Raw genomic sequence first — 15965 nt, 5'->3', positions numbered from 1 at the left:
CACCCGCTGGTGCAAGGATGTCGCGGGTGAAGCGTGCGCGAGCGGTGGTTCTCGGACTGCTCGCTGCCGTGCTCGCGGGGTGCACCCAGGTGCCGCTCGCACAGCCGGCGCCCGAGACGGCCGAGCCCACGGCCGGACCCGAGCCCACCGAGCTGGTCGTCGGCATGGAGGATCTCGGCGCCGGCTTCAACCCGCACCTGCTGGCGCACTCCTCCCCGCTCACCACGGGGATCGCCACGCTGGTGCTCCCCTCGGTGTTCCGCCCGGACCCCGACGGCAGGCTGCAGCTCGACACCACCATCGCCACCAGCGCCGAGGTCGTCTCCGACGAGCCGTTCACGGTGAGCTACGAGCTCAACCTGGAGGCGTCCTGGTCGACGAACACGCCGATCGCGGCCGAGGACTTCGTCTACCTGTGGGAACAGATGCGCGCGGAACCCGGTGTCGCGGACGCCGCGGGCTACCGGCTGATCACCGAGGTGCGGTCGCGGGCCGGCGGCAAGGCCGTGGACGTCGTGTTCGACGAGCCGTACCCGGCGTGGCGGACGCTGTTCTCCGACCTGCTGCCCGCCCACCTGCTCAAGGACGCGCCCGGCTCCTGGGTCGGAGCGCTCACCGGTGGGGTGCCGGCCTCCGGAGGCCCGTTCCGCATCGCGTCGGTCGACCCCGGCCGCGGCGAGGTGGTCCTCGCCCGCAACGACACCTACTGGGACACCCCCACCGTGCTCGACACGCTCGTGTTCCGCCGGCTCGACGACGGCGCGGTCGCGGCCGGACTGGCCGCGGGCGACGTCGACGTGGCGCTGCCCGAGGCCGACCCGGCGGTCCGCAACGCGCTGGGCACGGTCACCCCGCCGCCGCGGGTCCAGCCCGCCGCCCTGCCCACCGTCACCCAACTCGGGCTCCGCGCGGGCGACGGCCCGCTGCGCGACCCCCGCGCGCGCCGCGGGCTGGCCGCGCTGCTGGACCGCGAGGGGATCCGGCAGGCCGTGGCGCCGGAGGCCCTGCGCGCCGACGCGTTCGGCCTCGCGCCGTCGGAGCCCGGCTACGCGTCCACCGCCCCCGACGGCGCCCCCGCCCGGCCCGACCCGATCGCCGCGGAGCAGCTGCTGGGCGCCGCAGGCTGGACGCGCGACGCCGAGGGCAGCTGGATCGCCGACGGGCAGCCCGTGCAGCTCGTGATCGCCGCGGCGGAGGAGCGCCCCGAGGACCGTCGCGTGGGACAGCTCGTGGCCGCCCAGCTCGCCGTCGCGGGGATCGGCACCACCGTCGTGGAACGGCCCGCGATCGACCTCTACACGGCCCCGTCGGCGTCCGGCACGGCCCCGACCACCTCGCCGGAGCCGACGCCGACCACACCGGCCCCGACGACCGCTGTGGCGGCGGAGGAACCGGTCGTGGCCGGCCCCGTCGACGTGCTCGTCGGCCCGCGCACCGTCGGCGGGGACCGCGCCACCGAGCTGGCCTCGGACTACGGCTGCGCGCTGCCGACCGCGGTGGTGCGCGATCCGCCGCTGCCGCCCACCGGCTTCTGCTTCCCGGCCCTGCAGCTCGTGCTGGAGTCGCTCGCGACCGGCGACGACCCGGTCGACCCGGAGCGGTTCGCCACCGCGGAGTCCCTGCTGTGGTCCCAGCTGCCGGCGCTGCCGCTGTTCCAGCCGGTGTCGCTGGTGGTGAGCAGCCCGGCCGCGGACGCCAGCACCGGCATAGGCGCGGGCCCCCTCACCGAGGGCCCGCTGTCCGGGGCCGCGGAGTGGCGCGCCCCGGCGGAATAGCGAGGTCCGATGCGGGTCAGGATGCCTTCGCGAGCTGGTTGACGCGCTGGTGACTCAGTCCCAGCACGTCGCCGATGGCCCGCTGCGAGATCCCGGCGGCCGACATCCGGGCGATGATCTCCCGGCGCAGCGCGTCGTGCCGGGCGGTGAGCTCGGCCAGCGCCGCCTCCACCTTCGACAGCTCCTGGATCGGCTCGGTGACCTCGTCGTCCCCCGCGCGGTAGTGCCAGCGCAGCTCGAAGGAGTCTGGCTCGACGTCGGTCATGCCGGACACGTAGTCGCGGACCTGCGCGTCCAACTCGGTGAAGTGGAGCATGTCGGTGACGCCGAGATCGACGATGTCGGCCACCCACAGCTCGTCCTCGCGGAACACGATCACGTCGTAGGTGGTCATCAGCGCTTCTCCGTCCACTTCTCGCCGAACAGGTGGGCGAGCTTCTGCTCGATGTCGCGCAGGACGGCCCACGACAGGTCGCCGGGGTGATCGGTGATCGTCATCCGCGCCAACTCCTCTCCTGCCGCGTCGCGCACCGCGTAGACGCGGTGGCTTCCCTTTCCCCGACCTCGCAGCTCGTCCAGCGTCAACCCGTGGCGACGGCATAGCGAGCGCACGAGCGCCACGACCTGCCGAGCAGACATCCTCCGATTGATCACAGTATGACTCTAGCCGGGTGGTCCGACAATCTTCCCGTCGACTGGACGCGCTGAGCAGCGATATTCGGTGATCCAGAGCCCGGGTTCGACCTCGACGTGCCGCTGCACCACGAACCCGCAGCGCCCGTACAGGTTCCGGGCCGGAGCGTTGGCCCGCCCTGTCGACACGGTCACCGCACCCGTCGGCGACGGCGAGCACGTGCTGCACCGGCGCCGTGCCGACACCCCGCTGCGGAACCCAGGTGACCGTCCACGGCTTCTGCTTCCTGGCCCTGCAGCTCGCGCTGGAGTCGCTCGCGACCGGCGACGACCCGGTCGACCCGGAGCGGTTCGCCACGGCCGAGTCGCTGCTGTGGGCGCAGCTGCCCGCGCTGCCGCTGTTCCAGCCGCGGCGAAGGGACGTCGGACGGGGCGCAGTCCGGGCGTGCCCGTCATCACACCCTTGTCCCGACCGGACCTGTCGGTGGCGTAGTCTCCGCCCCGTAGTTACCGACAAGTAATCGTTCGGTGCCCCACGGTTCAGGTCTGGTCACCCTTTGGTCACGATGACCTGTTCCCGGGTGACTGGTGGTCTGGCGGTTTCTACCGTGCCGTGGGTCGGTGCGCCGTCCCACGACATGGGCGTCGCGCCGACAGCGCGCCTAGACGGACGCCCGACCGGGCCGTCCTGCAGAGAAAGGTCAGGAAGAAGCATGAGGAGATCGAGGGCGGCGTCCATCGTCGCGTTGGGCGCAGCATCAGCGCTGGCGCTCGCGGCGTGTGGCGGTGGCGGGGGTACCCCGGCGGATCCCGGGGGAGCGGCGCCCGGAGGCGGCACCTACTCCATCAACATCAACAGCGACCCGGAGAAGCCGCTGGTCCCCGGCGACACCACCGAGAGCGAAGGGGCGCAGGTCGCCCGCGCGCTGTTCACCCCGCTGGTCGAGTACAACAACGAGACCGTCGAGGTCGAGTACTCCGGGCCCGCCGAGTCGATCGAGTCCACGGACAACATCAACTGGACGGTCGTCCTCAAGGACGGGTGGACGTTCCACGACGGCACGCCCGTCAACGCGCAGTCGTTCGTCGACGCGTGGAACTACACCGCCAACGTCGAGAACGCACAGGGCGGCGCCTACTTCTTCAGCAAGATCGTCGGCTACGACGGCGAGAACCCGAAGCCGGCGATGGAGGGCTTGGCGGTCGTCGACGACCTGACCTTCACCGTGCAGCTCAACGAGCCGTTCCGGCAGTTCCCGCTGATCACCGGGTACACGGCGTTCGCGCCGCTACCGGAGGCCTTCTTCGCCGACCCGGCGGCGTTCGGCCGCCAGCCGATCGGCAACGGCCCGTTCAAGGCCGACACCGAGTACGTGCCCGGCCAGGGCATCACGCTCTCCCGCTTCGACGAGTACGCGGGCGAGAACGCGGCCACCGCTGCCGGCGTCGAGATCCGGGTCATCTCGGACATCAACACCGCCTACAACGAGCTGCTCGCGGGCAACCTCGACGTCTACCGCTACTCGCTGCCCCCGGAGCTGGCCACCATCGCGCCGGACGAGCTCGGCGACCGGTACTTCGAGCGCGTGTCCTCCTCGTTCACCTTCATGGGCTTCCCGCTCTACGACGCGCGGTTCGCCGACCCGCGGGTCCGTCAGGCGTTCTCGATGGCCGTCGACCGTCCGGCGATCACCGATGCCATCTTCTCCGGTACCCGCGTGCCGGCGTACGACGTGATCCCGCCGACCATCGACGGGCACCGGCCGGACGCGTGCGGCTTCTGCCAGTACGACCCGGCGGCGGCGCAGCAGCTGCTCGCCGACAGCGGCTTCGACACCTCCCAGCCGGTGGAGCTGTGGTTCAACTCCGGCGCCGGTCACGACCAGTGGGTGCAGGCGGTGGGCAACCAGCTGCAGCAGAACCTGGGGATCACCTACACGCTGCGTGGCGACCTGGACTTCGCCCAGTACCTGCCGCTGGCCGACGAGCAGGGCATGACCGGGCCGTTCCGTCTCGGCTGGGGCATGGACTACCCGAGCCCGGAGAACTTCCTGGCCCCGCTGTTCACCACCGCGGCGCAGCCGCCGGCCGGCTCGAACTCGACGTTCTACTCCAACCCGGAGTTCGACCGGCTGGTGGCCGAAGGCAACGCGGCTTCCTCCAACGACGAGGCCATCGCTCTGTACCAGCAGGCCGATGACATCCTGCTGACCGACCTGCCGATGATGCCGATCTTCTTCGGCTTCTCCCAGGGCGGGCACTCGGAGAACGTCGACAACGTCGCGTTCAGCCCGTTCGCCACGGACGTCGTGCTGACCGAGGTCACTGTCAACGGCTGAGTCCGACGCGGTACCGCGGCCCGGTCGCACCGGGCCGCGGTACCGCGCTGCCCGTTAGGCTCCCTGCACACTCACCCGCTATCCGCCGGCCCACTCCGGCGAGTCTGAGGAACCCACCTTGGCCCGCTTCGTCGCGCGCCGCCTATTGCTGGCGATCCCGGTCATCATCGGCGCGTCGTTCATCGTGTTCCTGCTGGTCTACGCGCTACCGGGCGACCCGATCCGGGCGCTGGCGGGCGACCGCCCGCTTCCGCCCGGCGTCGAGGCGGAGCTGCGCGACAGGTTCAACCTCGACGACAACGTCCTCGTGCAGTACCTCAAGTACATGGGCAACCTGCTCCGCGGGGACCTCGGCATCGACTTCAGCGGACGGGAGGTCAGCGAGACGATCGCGTTGCGGCTGCCGGTGACCGCGCGGCTGGCGGTCGCCGCCCTCGTCATCGAGGCCGTGATCGGGCTCGTCGCCGGCATCCTGGCCGGGATCCGCCGCAACGGCTACCTGGACAACCTCGTGCTGGTCAGCACGACCCTGCTGGTGTCGATCCCGGTCTTCGTCTTCGGCTACGTCGCCCAGTACTTCCTCGGCGTGCAGCTCGGCTGGTTCCCGATCAGCTCGGTCAACGACGGCTGGGTCAGCTACGTCCTGCCGGGATTCGTGCTGGCCTCGGCCTCGATGGCCTACGTCGCCCGCCTCACCCGGACCAGTCTCGCGGAGAACATGCAGACCGACTTCGTCCGCACGGCGCGGGCGAAAGGGCTCCCGGAGCGCACGGTGGTCGGCAAGCACGCGTTGCGCAACAGCCTCATCCCGGTGGTGACGTTCCTCGGAGCCGACTTCGGGGCGCTGATGAGCGGGGCCATCGTCACGGAGGGGATCTTCAACATCCCGGGTCTCGGCCGAGCGGTCTTCGACGCGGTGAAGTCGCAGGAGGGATCCGTCGTCGTCGGCATCACGACGTTCTTCATCTTCGTCTACATCTTCTTCAACCTCCTGGTGGACGTGCTCTACGCCGCCCTGGACCCGAGGATCCGCCTTGACTAGCACCAGACCCGCCGGCCGCGGTGACACTGATTCCGCAGTCGCCACGGACGTCGACGCCGGGGACGCGCCGGGCCTCGTCGGCGCGGCGGGTGGCTCGGTCGCGCAGACCGGTCTGTGGGGCGACGTCTGGCGGCAGCTCCGTCGGGACCCGAAGTTCCTCTTCGGGGCCGTGGTCGTCGGGCTGTTCACCGTCATGGCGATCGTGCCGCAGCTGTTCACCCGTATCGACCCGCGCGCCTGTGACCTGTCGCGAAGCCGCCAGGCACCGAGCGCGCAGGCCTGGTTCGGCTATGACGTCCTGGGCTGCGACTACTACGCCAATGTCATCCACGGTGCGCGGGTCTCCATCAGCATCGGGCTCTACGTCGTGCTCGGCGCGTTGCTCATCGGCCTGGTCCTGGGGGCGATCGCGGGTTTCCGGGGCGGTTGGGTGGACAATCTCGTCGCCCGGATCGCCGACATCGTCTACGGGCTGCCGCTCATTCTCGGTGCGATCATCATCCTGTACCAGTTCCAGGGCCGGACGGTGCTCATCGTCGGAGGGGCGTTGTTGCTGCTGGTCTGGATGACCCCGATGCGGCTGGTCCGCTCCAGTGTCATCGCCGTCCGGGACGCGGACTACGTGCAGGCGGCGCGGGCACTCGGAGCCAGTGACGGACGCCTGATCACGCGACACATCCTGCCCAACGCGCTCGCCCCGGTGCTCGTCTACGCGACGATCAGCGTCGGGGTGATCATCTCGGCGGAGGCGACGCTGTCGTTCCTCGGTGTGGGTCTGCAGCTCCCGTCCATCTCCTGGGGGCTGATGATCTCCGAGGCGCGCAACTACCTGAGGACGTCCCTGCATCTGCTGATCTTCCCGAGTGCGTTCCTGACGGTGACCGTGCTCGCGTTCATCTCGCTCGGCGACGCGCTGCGCGATGCCCTCGACCCGAAGTTGCGCTGACGTGAACCTCCCTCTGACCACACCGGACGCCCGCCGCGACGGCGGCTCCGGCAATCACCTCCTCGAGGTCGACGGCCTGTCCGTCGAGTTCCACACCGGCTACGGGATCGTGCGTGCCGTCCGTGACGTGAGCTGGCACCTGGACGAGGGCGAGACCCTGGCGATCCTCGGAGAGTCCGGATCGGGCAAGAGCGTGAGCGCCCAGGCGATCATGGGGATCCTGGAGAGCCCGCCCGCGCGGGTCACCGACGGGAAGATCCGCTTCCAGGGCACCGATCTGCTGACCCTGTCGGCCGACGAGCAGCGGGCCGTACGCGGTGCACAGATCTCGATGGTCTTCCAGGACGCGCTCTCGGCCCTCAACCCGGTGTTCACCGTGGGGTCGCAGATCGCCGAGATGTTCCGCGTGCACCGCGGCACGTCCAGGAAGGAGGCGATGGACCAGGCCGCCGAGCTCATGGACCGGGTCCGCATCCCCGGTGCGAAGGGCCGCGTGAAGGACTTCCCGCACCAGTTCTCCGGAGGCATGCGGCAGCGGGTGATGATCGCGATGGCGCTGGCCCTCGACCCGACGGTGATCATCGCTGACGAGCCGACCACGGCCCTGGACGTCACCGTGCAGGCGCAGATCGTGGACCTGCTGCTGGACCTGCAGCGGGAGAACGGCATGGGCATCGTGCTCATCACGCACGACCTCGGGGTCGTCGCCGAGACGGCCGATCGCGTCGCGGTCATGTACGCCGGTGCCATCGTGGAGACGGGCCGGATCGATGAGGTCTTCGGACGCCCGTCGCACCCGTACACCGTGGGCCTGATGAACAGCGTGCCGCGCGTCGACCAGATGGGCGGCAGGCTCTCGCCCATCGTCGGGTCCCCGCCCAGCCTCTCCGCGATCCCGGCAGGCTGCGCGTTCCATCCCCGCTGCCCGCGCGCCCGGGACGTCTGCACCTCCGACGCCCCTGCCCTGCGCGACGTCGGCGACGGGCGACGTAGTGCCTGCCACTTCGCGGAGGAGGTCCTCGATGTCTGAGCCGGTCAGCGTGGCGAAGAAGGGTGGCGCCCCCGTCGTCGACCGCAGCGGCGAGCCCCTGCTCAAGGTGACCGGCCTGGCCAAGCACTTCCCGATCCGGTACGGCATCGTGCGCCGGAGGGTCGTGGGTCACGTCAAGGCGGTCGACGGGGTCGACCTCGATCTGTACCCGCGGGAGACGGTCGGTCTGGTCGGCGAGTCGGGATGCGGCAAGTCGACCGTCACCAAGGTGCTGCTCGCACTGGAGAAGCCGACCGCGGGCCAGGTGTTCTACAAGGGGCGCGACATCTTCGCGATGGGTCCCAAGGAACTGCGCCAGCTCCGCCGGCAGATCCAGATCATCTTCCAGGATCCCTACACGTCGCTGAACCCGCGGATGACGGTCGGCGACATCGTCGGGGAGCCCTACGAGATCCATCCCGAAGTGGAGCCGAAGAAGGGTCGGGGCCAGGCCGTCCGCGACCTGCTCGACCGTGTCGGGCTGAACCCGGACTTCGTGAATCGCTACCCGCACCAGTTCTCCGGCGGTCAGCGCCAGCGGATCGGGATCGCTCGCGCGCTCGCCCTCAAGCCGGAGATCATCGTCTGCGACGAGCCGGTGTCGGCCCTGGACGTGTCGGTCCAGGCACAGGTCATCAACCTGTTGGAGGACCTGCAGGCGGAGTTCGGGCTGTCGTACCTGTTCATCGCGCACGACCTGTCTGTCGTGCGGCACATCAGTGACCGGGTCAACGTCATGTACCTGGGCCGGATCATCGAGAGCGGGAGCAACTCCGACGTCTACGAGCAGCCCTCGCATCCGTACACGCAGGCGCTGCTGTCGGCGGTGCCGTCGCACGATCCCGCGCTGCGGGGCAAGAAGAAGCGGATCGTCCTGCAGGGCGACCTGCCTTCTCCCGCCGACCCGCCGAGCGGGTGCCACTTCCGGACTCGATGCTGGAAGGCGGAGGACATCTGCGCCGAGGAGTACCCCGTGCTGCGGGAGCACGAGGCCGGCCACCGTGCCGCGTGCCACTTCGCGACGCCGGTCGACGTGGTCCACGGTGATGAGGGGTCGCTCGGCGTGCTCGACGATCCCCTGCGCAAACCGACCTGATCGTTCTCGGTTCCGGCACCAGGAGAGGCGAAGCGAAGCCGGCTCCCGACCTAGCTCGTCTCGGTGCGAGGCGGTGTGACAGGCAGTGCGAATCTGCTGCGGTTGTCGAACTCGAAGAAGTTCCCGAGGCCGTCCTCGGAGTGTTCGACGTATGGTCCGCGCCGAATGACGGCCCGGGATACGCTCACACCTCGTGACTCGCCGCCTCGTCCTCGTCCACGCCCATCCCGACGACGAGACGTTGACCACCGGCGGCACGATCGCGCGCTACGCCGCGGAGCCCGACACCGCCGTCACGCTGGTGACCTGCACACTCGGTGAGCAGGGCGAGGTGATCCCGCCGGAGCTCGCGCAGCTGGGCCCCGACGCCGCCGACCAGCTCGGCGGGTACCGGGTCGGGGAGCTCGCGGCGGCCTGCGCGGCGCTGGGCGTCACCGATCACCGGCTGCTCGGCGGGGCCGGGCGCTGGCGCGACTCCGGCATGGCGCTGGCCGGGCACGGCGTGCGCGCCGCCACGCCCGAGGTGCTCCACCCGCGGGCGTTCGCCGCGCCGGAGGCGTTCGACGAGCAGGTCGACGCGCTGGTGGCCGTGCTGACCGAGGTGGCGCCCCAGGTCGTGGTCACCTACGGCCCCGACGGCGGGTACGGCCATCCCGACCACGTCCGCGCGCACCGGATCACCGTGGCCGCGGTCGAGCGCATGCCGGGGCGGATGCGCCCGGCCCGGCTCGCCTTCACCGTGATCGCCCGGTCCACGCTCGACGCCGGCCTCGCGGCCCTGGCCGGCGTGGACGGGATGCCGTTCCGGATGCCCGAGCCCGACGAGCTGCCCAGCGTGCCCGACGGGTCGGTCCACACCCGGGTGGACGTCCGCGGCACCCGGCGGGCGAGGATGGGGGCGATGCGGGCGCACGCCACGCAGATCGCCGTATGGGAGCGGGGGGACACCGTGGCGCTGGCCATGAGCAACGGGGTCGCGCAGCCGTTGCTCGACGTCGAGGAGTACAGCGTGGTCGACCACGGCAGCGTGGCCGACTGCGGGCCGGGCGACGACCTGTTCGCCGGGATCGCGCCATGACCGAGCTCGCCCCGCGGACGCCGTCGCGCCTGACCGGGGTGGCGGCGCTGGCCCTGCTGACGTTCGACGGCGCGTTGCTCGGCGCGTTCGGTCTGGCGTTCACCCCCATGTACGCCGGCGGGTTCCCGGTGCCGATGGGCGTGGTGTTCACGGTGCTGATCCTGCCGTGGCTGGTGCTGCGGGCAGGTGAGATCGATCCCCGTCCCGCTGCGGCGGCCGCCCCGCTGATCGCCTGGTTCCTGGTCGTCGCGGTGCTCGCGGTCGCCGGGCCGGGTGGCGACGTGATGCTGCCGGTGACGTGGCAGTCGGGCCTGCTGTTCCTCGGCGGGGTCGGTGCCGGGCTGTGGGCCCTGCGCCAGGTGGTGGACCAGTGACGGTGGGGGAGCTCCGACATGAGTCAGGCGATCTCGGACGGGGCGATCGTGGCGGTGCTGCGCCCGTTCGTGCGGGCCACGCGCCCGGTGCTCGACGGGTTGCGCGAGACCGATCCGTTCGGCCTGCGCGCGCGCCTCGCCGAGGAGGCGGGCGGGCCCGAGGACGAGCGCGGCGTTCGGGAGAACGTGCTCGACCTGCTCGCGACGGTGCAGGTGCCGGGCACCGCGGCGTGGGCGGCGATGGACCCGCCGCAGCGCAGCCGCTGGTGGGTGCGCCGCGTCGGGCGGTTCACCACGCTGGTCGCCGCCGTCCCCGGGATCGGGGGCGCGCTGGCCAACCGGCTGCCCGTGTCCGCGGCGCTCGGCGCGGCCGGTCAGGGCCTGGTGCTGGTGGCGATCGCCGGGGAGCACGGCGTCCGCGAGGAGGCGGAGCTGGTCGGGTTGCTGGGTGCCGTGCTGTTCCGCCGCGAGCTCGTCGTCGAGGCGCCCGACGCGGCGACCGACGCCGCGGCCGACGCGCGTGCCGCGGAGCTGACCGGTGACCTCACCGGGCCGGACCGGCGGCCGACGCTGCACCGTGTCGGCTCGGCCGTGTGGCGCCTGGGTCGGACCCTGTTCGCGGTCGAGGACGAGCTGGACAAGCGCCCGCACGGCAACGCCCTGCACGGCTTCATCGGCAACTTCCCCGTGGTCGGAGCCGTGGGCAAGTACCTCGGGGAGTGGTCCGGGCTCAAGCGTGCGGCCCGCGAGGCGGAGCAGCGGCTGAAGGTGGCCTGAGGCGGCGGCCCCGTCAGCGCGGCGGCACCAGGTGGCGGTAGCGGTGGTGCTCGGTCCAGCCGGTGCGGGCGTAGAGCGCGCGGGCGGGGCCGTTGTGCTCGGCGACCTGGAGCACGCCGAACCGGGCACCGAGACCGCGAGCCCAGGTCGCGGCCGACGCGACCAGCGCCGTCGCCAGTCCCGCGCGACGGGCGGCGGGGACCACCGTCAGCCACGACAGGTGCAGGTGGTCCTCGACGATCGTGGCGCGGACCTGCCCGACGGCCGTGCCGGACGGGTCGCGGGCCAGCGCGAACGCGGTGCGTGCCGGTGGGCGCAGCACGTGGCGCTGCACGGCCGTCGGCACAGCGGGGGACGGACCGTCCCACCCGGGCGCCCCGGAGCGGGCGGCCGGGCCGCGCAGGCCCAGCGACCACCAGTCCGGGTCGGGCTCCTCCGGCAGGGTGATCGACGGGGGCACCGGGCGGGCGAGATCGGCGAGACCGGACACCAGTACCACGGCCTCGGGTCCCGCGGCGTGGTCGACGTCGAGCACCCACCCCTCCCGCGACACGGCGGTGTCCCAGCGGGACCCGGCCGCCACCGTCACCCGGGGCGGGATCGTGTTCGCGGCCGCGAACGTGCGGACCGCGTCGAGGGCGACCGGCAGCGCGACACCGGGATCACCGAGCGCGAGGGTGCCGTTGGCGCGCGCGGTGTACCCGCCCGCGGCGCGCATCCGCCAGGCGCCGAGCCGGGTGTCCACCAGCGCGGGCCACGCGTCGGCGCACAGCTCCTCGATGTGGACGACGGCGGCCCAGGACGCCCGCCGCGGCGGTGCGGGCGGCACGGCCCGCACCGCCACCACGGTCGCGCGGGCGATCCGCACCGTCCCGCGGCGGGTGTCCACGGTGACCGTGTCCCCGTCCACCGTCAGCTCGCCGACGGCGTCGGTGTAGAGGGGGCGGCCGTGGCGGTCGCCGATCCGGTAGCGCACCGAGGCCCGGCGCCCGTCGACGTCCTCCAGCCCGTGCACGCGAGCATTCTCGCGGCACGCGTCACACCGGCCCCGGGTGGGTGTCGAGGCCGGTGGGGATACATACTGTCGGGTGCCGGAGAACCACCCGAGTGGACAAGGATCCCACCGAAGTGACCTACGTGATCGCCGAGCCCTGCGTCGACCTCCTCGACAAGGCGTGCATCGAAGAGTGCCCGGTGGACTGCATCTACGAGGGCGGCCGGATGCTCTACATCCACCCCGACGAGTGCGTCGACTGCGGCGCCTGCGAGCCGGTCTGCCCGGTGGAGGCCATCTACTACGAGGACGACGTCCCCGAGCAGTGGACCGCCTACACCAAGGCCAACGTCGACTTCTTCGACGAGCTGGGCTCGCCCGGCGGCGCGTCGAAGGTCGGCAAGGTCGAGCGGGACGTCGAGCCGGCGTTGAGCCTGCCCCCGCAGGCCCACGACGAGTGACACCCGCTCGCCGGGTTTCACCATCAGCACAGTGAGAGCGCGGCTCCCCGACTTCCCCTGGGACTCACTCGCCGAGGACGCCGCCCTCGCGCGGGCGCACCCGGACGGCATCATCGACCTCTCCGTCGGGACCCCGGTGGACCCCGTCGCGCCGGTGGTGCGGGCGGCGCTCGCGGGGCCGGCGGCCGACGAGTCCGGCTACCCGACCACGCACGGCCCCGAGTCGTTGCGCGCCGCCGTTGCGGGGTCGCTGGTCCGCCGGTTCGGGATCACCGTCGACCCGGTGTCGGTGCTCCCGACGATCGGCTCCAAGGAGCTCGTCGCGTGGCTGCCGACGCTGCTGGGCCTCGGGGTGGGGGACACGGTCGTCGTCCCGGAGCTGGCGTATCCCACCTACGAGGTCGGGGCGCGGCTGGCCGGGGCCTCCGTCGCGCGCGCCGACTCGACCGCGGCGCTGGGCCCGGCGCGGGTCGCGCTGGTCTGGATCAACTCGCCGTCCAACCCGACCGGCCGGGTCCTGCCACCCGAGCACCTGCGCAAGGTCGTGGACTGGGCGCGCGAGCGCGGTGCCGTCGTGGCGTCCGACGAGTGCTACCTGTCGCTGTCGGACGGGGCCGCGTCCGTGCTGCATCCCGACGTCTGCGGCGGCAGCCACGACGGGTTGCTCGCCGTGCACTCGATGTCGAAGTCCTCGAGCCTCGCGGGGTACCGCGCCGGGTTCGTCACCGGTGATCCCGCGCTGGTCGCGGCCCTGCTGGAGGTGCGCAAGCACGCCGGCATGATCGTCCCGCGGCCGGTGCAGGCCGCGATGACCGCGGCCGCGTCGGACGACGGCCACGTCAGCGCCCAGGCCGCCGTGTACGCCCGGCGGCGGGCCACGCTCCGGCCCGCGCTGGAGAAGGCGGGCCTGCGGGTGGACCACTCCGAGGCCGGCCTCTACCTCTGGGCCACGGCCGGGCGGCCCTCCCGGACGACGGTGCGCGAGCTCGCGGGCCACGGCGTGCTCGTGGCGCCGGGGGAGTTCTACGGTCCGGCGGGGGCGCAGCACGTGCGCGTCGCCGTCACCGCGAGCGACGAACGCATCGACGCGGCGGTGGCGCGGCTGTCCCCGTGAGCGGGACGGCGGGCTCGCCGCCCGGTGCCGCGTCGCGGACGTGTGCGGGCCGGGCGCGGGCATGAGTCACCCGACCGGCGTCCGACCGGCCGTGGCGCCGTGGATCGTGTTGCTCGGCGTGCTCGCGCTCGCCGCGAACCTGCGCGCCTCGCTGGCCGGCTACCCGCCGTTGCTGGAGACCGTGCGGGACGAGCTGGGCATCTCGGCAGGGGTCGCCGGGCTGGTGCAGGCCGGCGCCGTCCTGATGATGGCGCTCGGATCGTTCGCCGGCCCGGTGGTCGGCAGGCGGTGGGGCCGCGAGCGGGGTCTCGGCGCGTCGGTCGGGCTCGTCGCCGCGGGCGGTCTGCTGCGTGGCGTGCCCGCACTCGGGGCGCTGATCGGCGGCAGCCTCCTGGTCGGGGCCGGGATCGGCCTGGCCGGGGTGCTGATCTCCGGCGTCGTCAAGGAGCACCTCGCCGGGCGCGCCGGGGTGGCCACCGGCGGCTACGTGGTGTCGATGATGGTGGGCGCGACCGTCGCCAGCGGGCTGGCGGTGCCGCTGGCCGTCGGGCTGGGCGGATGGTCGTTCTCCCTGGCCGTGTGGGCCGTGCCCGCGGTGCTCGCGGTGGCGGTGTGGACGCCGATCGCCCGGCGCGTCCCGGTACCCCGCAGCGCCGACTCCGGATCGGGACTGCCCTGGCGCGACCCGTTCGCCCGGCTCGCCGCCTGCTACCAGGCCGGCACGTCGGTGATGTTCTACGGCTGGCTGACCTGGCTCGCGCCGTACTACGAGGGCCAGGGGTGGAGCCCCACGCAGGCGGGCGTGCTGCTCGCGGTGTGGAGCGTCACGCAGATCCCGGCGGCCCTGCTGGGACCGGCGCTGGCCGAGCGGCGCCGACGCTGGCGGTTCTGGGCGACCACGACCCTGGCCTGCGGTCTGACCGGCACGGTCGGCGCCATGCTGCTGCCGATGCCTGCGGTGCTCGGGCCGTGGACGTGGGCGGTGCTGATGGGCATCGGGGTCGGCGCGGGTTTCCCGCTCGGGCTCACGGTGATCGCCTGGCGCACACCGGACGGCACCGCCAGCGCCGCCACCACCGGGTTCGCGCTCGGAGTCGGCTACACCGCGGCCGGCATCGTGCCGCTGCTGATGGGCGTGCTGATCGACATCACCGGCGCGTACCCGCCCGCGATCACGGTGCTGCTGCTGGCCGGCGCCCTCCAGGCCTGGGCTATCCTGCGCATCGGTGACCGCCCGCCCGCCTGACGGCGTTTCGGAGCCACAGCGCTGGTTCCGGGGCTCCGGAACGGCAGTATGGCTCCGAAGTGCGGGCAGGGCTCAGACGGAGACCGCGGCCACCTGTTCCCAGGCCGCCCACCACTGCGCCCGCTTGGCCTCCGCGCGGGCGCGCTCGCGCTCCACCAGGCGGCCCCCGACGAACACGACGTGGGCGTCGATCTCCCCGTCCGGTCCGTCGGCCAGGCCGTCGAGCAACTGCCGGATCCGGGTCTCGGCCACGCAGGCGTCCTGGTGGTCGCCCAGCACCTCCTGCAGCTCCTCGGTGACGCGCAGCAGCTTCTTCACCGCCTTGCCGGCCGGTGTGCCGCGCAGCGCAGGCTGCACCAGTTCACCGGTGTAGCGCACGCGCTTGCCGTGGATGCGCAGGGCGTGCAGCACCTCGTCGACGGGGTCCGGGCCCGCCTTCTGCACGGCCTTGCGCATCTTGCGGGCCTCGGCCCGGATCAGGTCGACCAGCTCGGGCTGCGCCTGCGTGGCGGTCGGGGTGGGCAGTGGCAGGCGCACGGCGTCGGCGATGCGTTCCAGCAGCGCGGGGTAGCGGGGGGCGTCGAGCGCAGCGAGCATCTCGGTGCGGGCCGCGACCCGTTCCGTCTCCAGCGCGTCCACGAGCACGCCCCCGGCGTCCTGCTCGGCGGCGGGCAGGACGTCCACCTCGGCGCGCAGGTGCAGGATCATCACGTCCAGGTCGCGCACCGGGCCGAGCGCGCCGCCCAGCCAGCCCAGCTCGGTCCGCAGCCCGTCCGCCCAGGCGGCGTCGAGCAGTGGCCGGGCGGCCTTCAGCGCGGCCCGCATCCGGCGCACGGACACCCGCATCTGGTGCAGATCCTCGATGTCGGCGCCGGTGCGGGTGCCGGGGTCGTGCGTCAGCAGCGCGCGCAGCCGCAGGTCGAGGGCGGCCCGAACGTGGTGCGGAGGAGCGTCCGCGGGGGTGGCGACGACCGGCGCGGGCAGGTCGAGCGCCTCGATCGAGAGCTTGCGGGACCGGCGGGGCGTGGCAGTGGGCACGAGGGGAGAGGATAGGCGCCCC

At 72.6% G+C, this 15965-nt stretch carries 16 protein-coding genes; 12 read left to right on the top strand and 4 right to left on the bottom strand.

Features of this window, described 5'->3' with window-relative positions; all coding sequences use genetic code 11:
- Positions 1-26 precede the first annotated feature (26 nt).
- Positions 27-1775 carry an ABC transporter family substrate-binding protein gene (locus tag Q1K26_RS11380; protein ID WP_300010268.1) on the top strand — a complete coding sequence of 583 codons (1749 nt, stop codon included), beginning with the start codon at positions 27-29 and terminating at the stop codon, positions 1773-1775.
- Positions 1776-1791: 16 nt separating this feature from the next.
- On the opposite strand, the gene Q1K26_RS11375 is transcribed toward Q1K26_RS11380, so the two are convergent.
- A complete protein-coding gene (locus Q1K26_RS11375; RefSeq protein ID WP_300010265.1) occupies positions 1792-2169 on the bottom strand; it encodes a MerR in 378 nt (125 codons plus the stop codon).
- The gene (locus Q1K26_RS11370; RefSeq protein WP_300010262.1) at positions 2169-2414 is read right to left on the bottom strand and encodes a hypothetical protein; all 246 of its coding nucleotides are present in this window, start codon (positions 2412-2414) and stop codon (positions 2169-2171) included. Before Q1K26_RS11370 ends, Q1K26_RS11375 begins: the two co-directional genes overlap by 1 nt.
- Positions 2415-3121: 707 nt before the next feature.
- On the opposite strand from Q1K26_RS11370, the gene Q1K26_RS11365 reads away from it, so the two are divergent.
- From Q1K26_RS11365 to Q1K26_RS11330, 8 genes are all read left to right on the top strand, one after another.
- Positions 3122-4747 carry an ABC transporter substrate-binding protein gene (locus Q1K26_RS11365; RefSeq protein ID WP_300010259.1) on the top strand — a complete coding sequence of 542 codons (1626 nt, stop codon included), beginning with the start codon at positions 3122-3124 and terminating at the stop codon, positions 4745-4747.
- A 118-nt stretch (positions 4748-4865) separates the two neighbouring features.
- The gene (locus Q1K26_RS11360; RefSeq protein ID WP_300010256.1) at positions 4866-5789 is read left to right on the top strand and encodes an ABC transporter permease; all 924 of its coding nucleotides are present in this window, start codon (positions 4866-4868) and stop codon (positions 5787-5789) included.
- Positions 5782-6735, top strand: coding sequence for an ABC transporter permease (locus tag Q1K26_RS11355; RefSeq protein WP_300010253.1), 954 nt, complete (start codon positions 5782-5784; stop codon positions 6733-6735). The genes Q1K26_RS11360 and Q1K26_RS11355 overlap by 8 nt, the downstream gene beginning before the upstream one ends.
- A 1-nt stretch (position 6736) precedes the next feature.
- Complete coding sequence (locus Q1K26_RS11350) at positions 6737-7765, top strand: ABC transporter ATP-binding protein (RefSeq protein ID WP_300010250.1); 1029 nt, start codon at positions 6737-6739, stop codon at positions 7763-7765.
- Entirely contained in the window at positions 7758-8861 is a 1104-nt protein-coding gene (locus Q1K26_RS11345) for a dipeptide ABC transporter ATP-binding protein (RefSeq protein WP_300010247.1), read from the top strand. Before Q1K26_RS11350 ends, Q1K26_RS11345 begins: the two co-directional genes overlap by 8 nt.
- Positions 8862-9054: 193 nt before the next feature.
- Positions 9055-9939 carry an N-acetyl-1-D-myo-inositol-2-amino-2-deoxy-alpha-D-glucopyranoside deacetylase gene (mshB, locus tag Q1K26_RS11340; RefSeq protein WP_300010245.1) on the top strand — a complete coding sequence of 295 codons (885 nt, stop codon included), beginning with the start codon at positions 9055-9057 and terminating at the stop codon, positions 9937-9939.
- A complete protein-coding gene (locus tag Q1K26_RS11335; protein WP_300010242.1) occupies positions 9936-10313 on the top strand; it encodes a hypothetical protein in 378 nt (125 codons plus the stop codon). The genes mshB and Q1K26_RS11335 overlap by 4 nt, the downstream gene beginning before the upstream one ends.
- 18 nt (positions 10314-10331) lie before the next feature.
- Positions 10332-11090: a hypothetical protein gene (locus Q1K26_RS11330; protein ID WP_300010239.1), complete on the top strand. Its 759-nt coding sequence runs from the start codon at positions 10332-10334 to the stop codon at positions 11088-11090.
- A gap of 13 nt (positions 11091-11103) precedes the next feature.
- On the opposite strand, the gene Q1K26_RS11325 is transcribed toward Q1K26_RS11330, so the two are convergent.
- Complete coding sequence (locus tag Q1K26_RS11325; RefSeq protein WP_300010236.1) at positions 11104-12105, bottom strand: GNAT family N-acetyltransferase; 1002 nt, start codon at positions 12103-12105, stop codon at positions 11104-11106.
- A 113-nt stretch (positions 12106-12218) separates the two neighbouring features.
- Between Q1K26_RS11325 and fdxA the strand changes: the two genes are divergently transcribed.
- From fdxA to Q1K26_RS11310, 3 genes are all read left to right on the top strand, one after another.
- Positions 12219-12545, top strand: a complete 327-nt coding sequence (gene fdxA / locus Q1K26_RS11320; RefSeq protein WP_300010333.1) for a ferredoxin — start codon at positions 12219-12221, stop codon at positions 12543-12545.
- Positions 12546-12576: 31 nt separating this feature from the next.
- Positions 12577-13659 (top strand): succinyldiaminopimelate transaminase, encoded by a 1083-nt coding sequence (gene dapC, locus Q1K26_RS11315; RefSeq protein ID WP_300010233.1) that lies wholly within the window; start codon positions 12577-12579, stop codon positions 13657-13659.
- Positions 13660-13720: 61 nt separating this feature from the next.
- On the top strand, positions 13721-14905 hold the full coding sequence (locus Q1K26_RS11310; RefSeq protein ID WP_300010230.1) for an MFS transporter: 1185 nt from the start codon (positions 13721-13723) through the stop codon (positions 14903-14905).
- Between the two features lie 72 nt (positions 14906-14977).
- Here the strand turns inward: Q1K26_RS11310 and Q1K26_RS11305 are convergent, their stop codons facing one another.
- Entirely contained in the window at positions 14978-15943 is a 966-nt protein-coding gene (locus tag Q1K26_RS11305; RefSeq protein ID WP_300010226.1) for a CHAD domain-containing protein, read from the bottom strand.
- Positions 15944-15965 lie beyond the last annotated feature (22 nt).

The organism is Pseudonocardia sp. (genome assembly GCF_029263155.1).
Classification (GTDB): domain Bacteria; phylum Actinomycetota; class Actinomycetes; order Mycobacteriales; family Pseudonocardiaceae; genus Pseudonocardia.
Note: the sequence above shows the minus strand (reverse complement) of the source record. Positions and strands in the feature narration are given on the sequence as shown.

Excerpts from the sequence above, each read along its gene's own strand:
- Q1K26_RS11375 (WP_300010265.1), bottom strand. The coding sequence starts at position 2,169 with ATGACCACCTACGACGTGATCGTGTTCCGCGAGGACGAGCTGTGGGTG.
- Q1K26_RS11370 (WP_300010262.1), bottom strand. The coding sequence starts at position 2,414 with ATGTCTGCTCGGCAGGTCGTGGCGCTCGTGCGCTCGCTATGCCGTCGC.
- Q1K26_RS11365 (WP_300010259.1), top strand. The coding sequence starts at position 3,122 with ATGAGGAGATCGAGGGCGGCGTCCATCGTCGCGTTGGGCGCAGCATCA.
- Q1K26_RS11345 (WP_300010247.1), top strand. The coding sequence starts at position 7,758 with ATGTCTGAGCCGGTCAGCGTGGCGAAGAAGGGTGGCGCCCCCGTCGTC.
- Q1K26_RS11335 (WP_300010242.1), top strand. The coding sequence starts at position 9,936 with ATGACCGAGCTCGCCCCGCGGACGCCGTCGCGCCTGACCGGGGTGGCG.
- Q1K26_RS11330 (WP_300010239.1), top strand. The coding sequence starts at position 10,332 with ATGAGTCAGGCGATCTCGGACGGGGCGATCGTGGCGGTGCTGCGCCCG.
- Q1K26_RS11310 (WP_300010230.1), top strand. The coding sequence starts at position 13,721 with ATGAGTCACCCGACCGGCGTCCGACCGGCCGTGGCGCCGTGGATCGTG.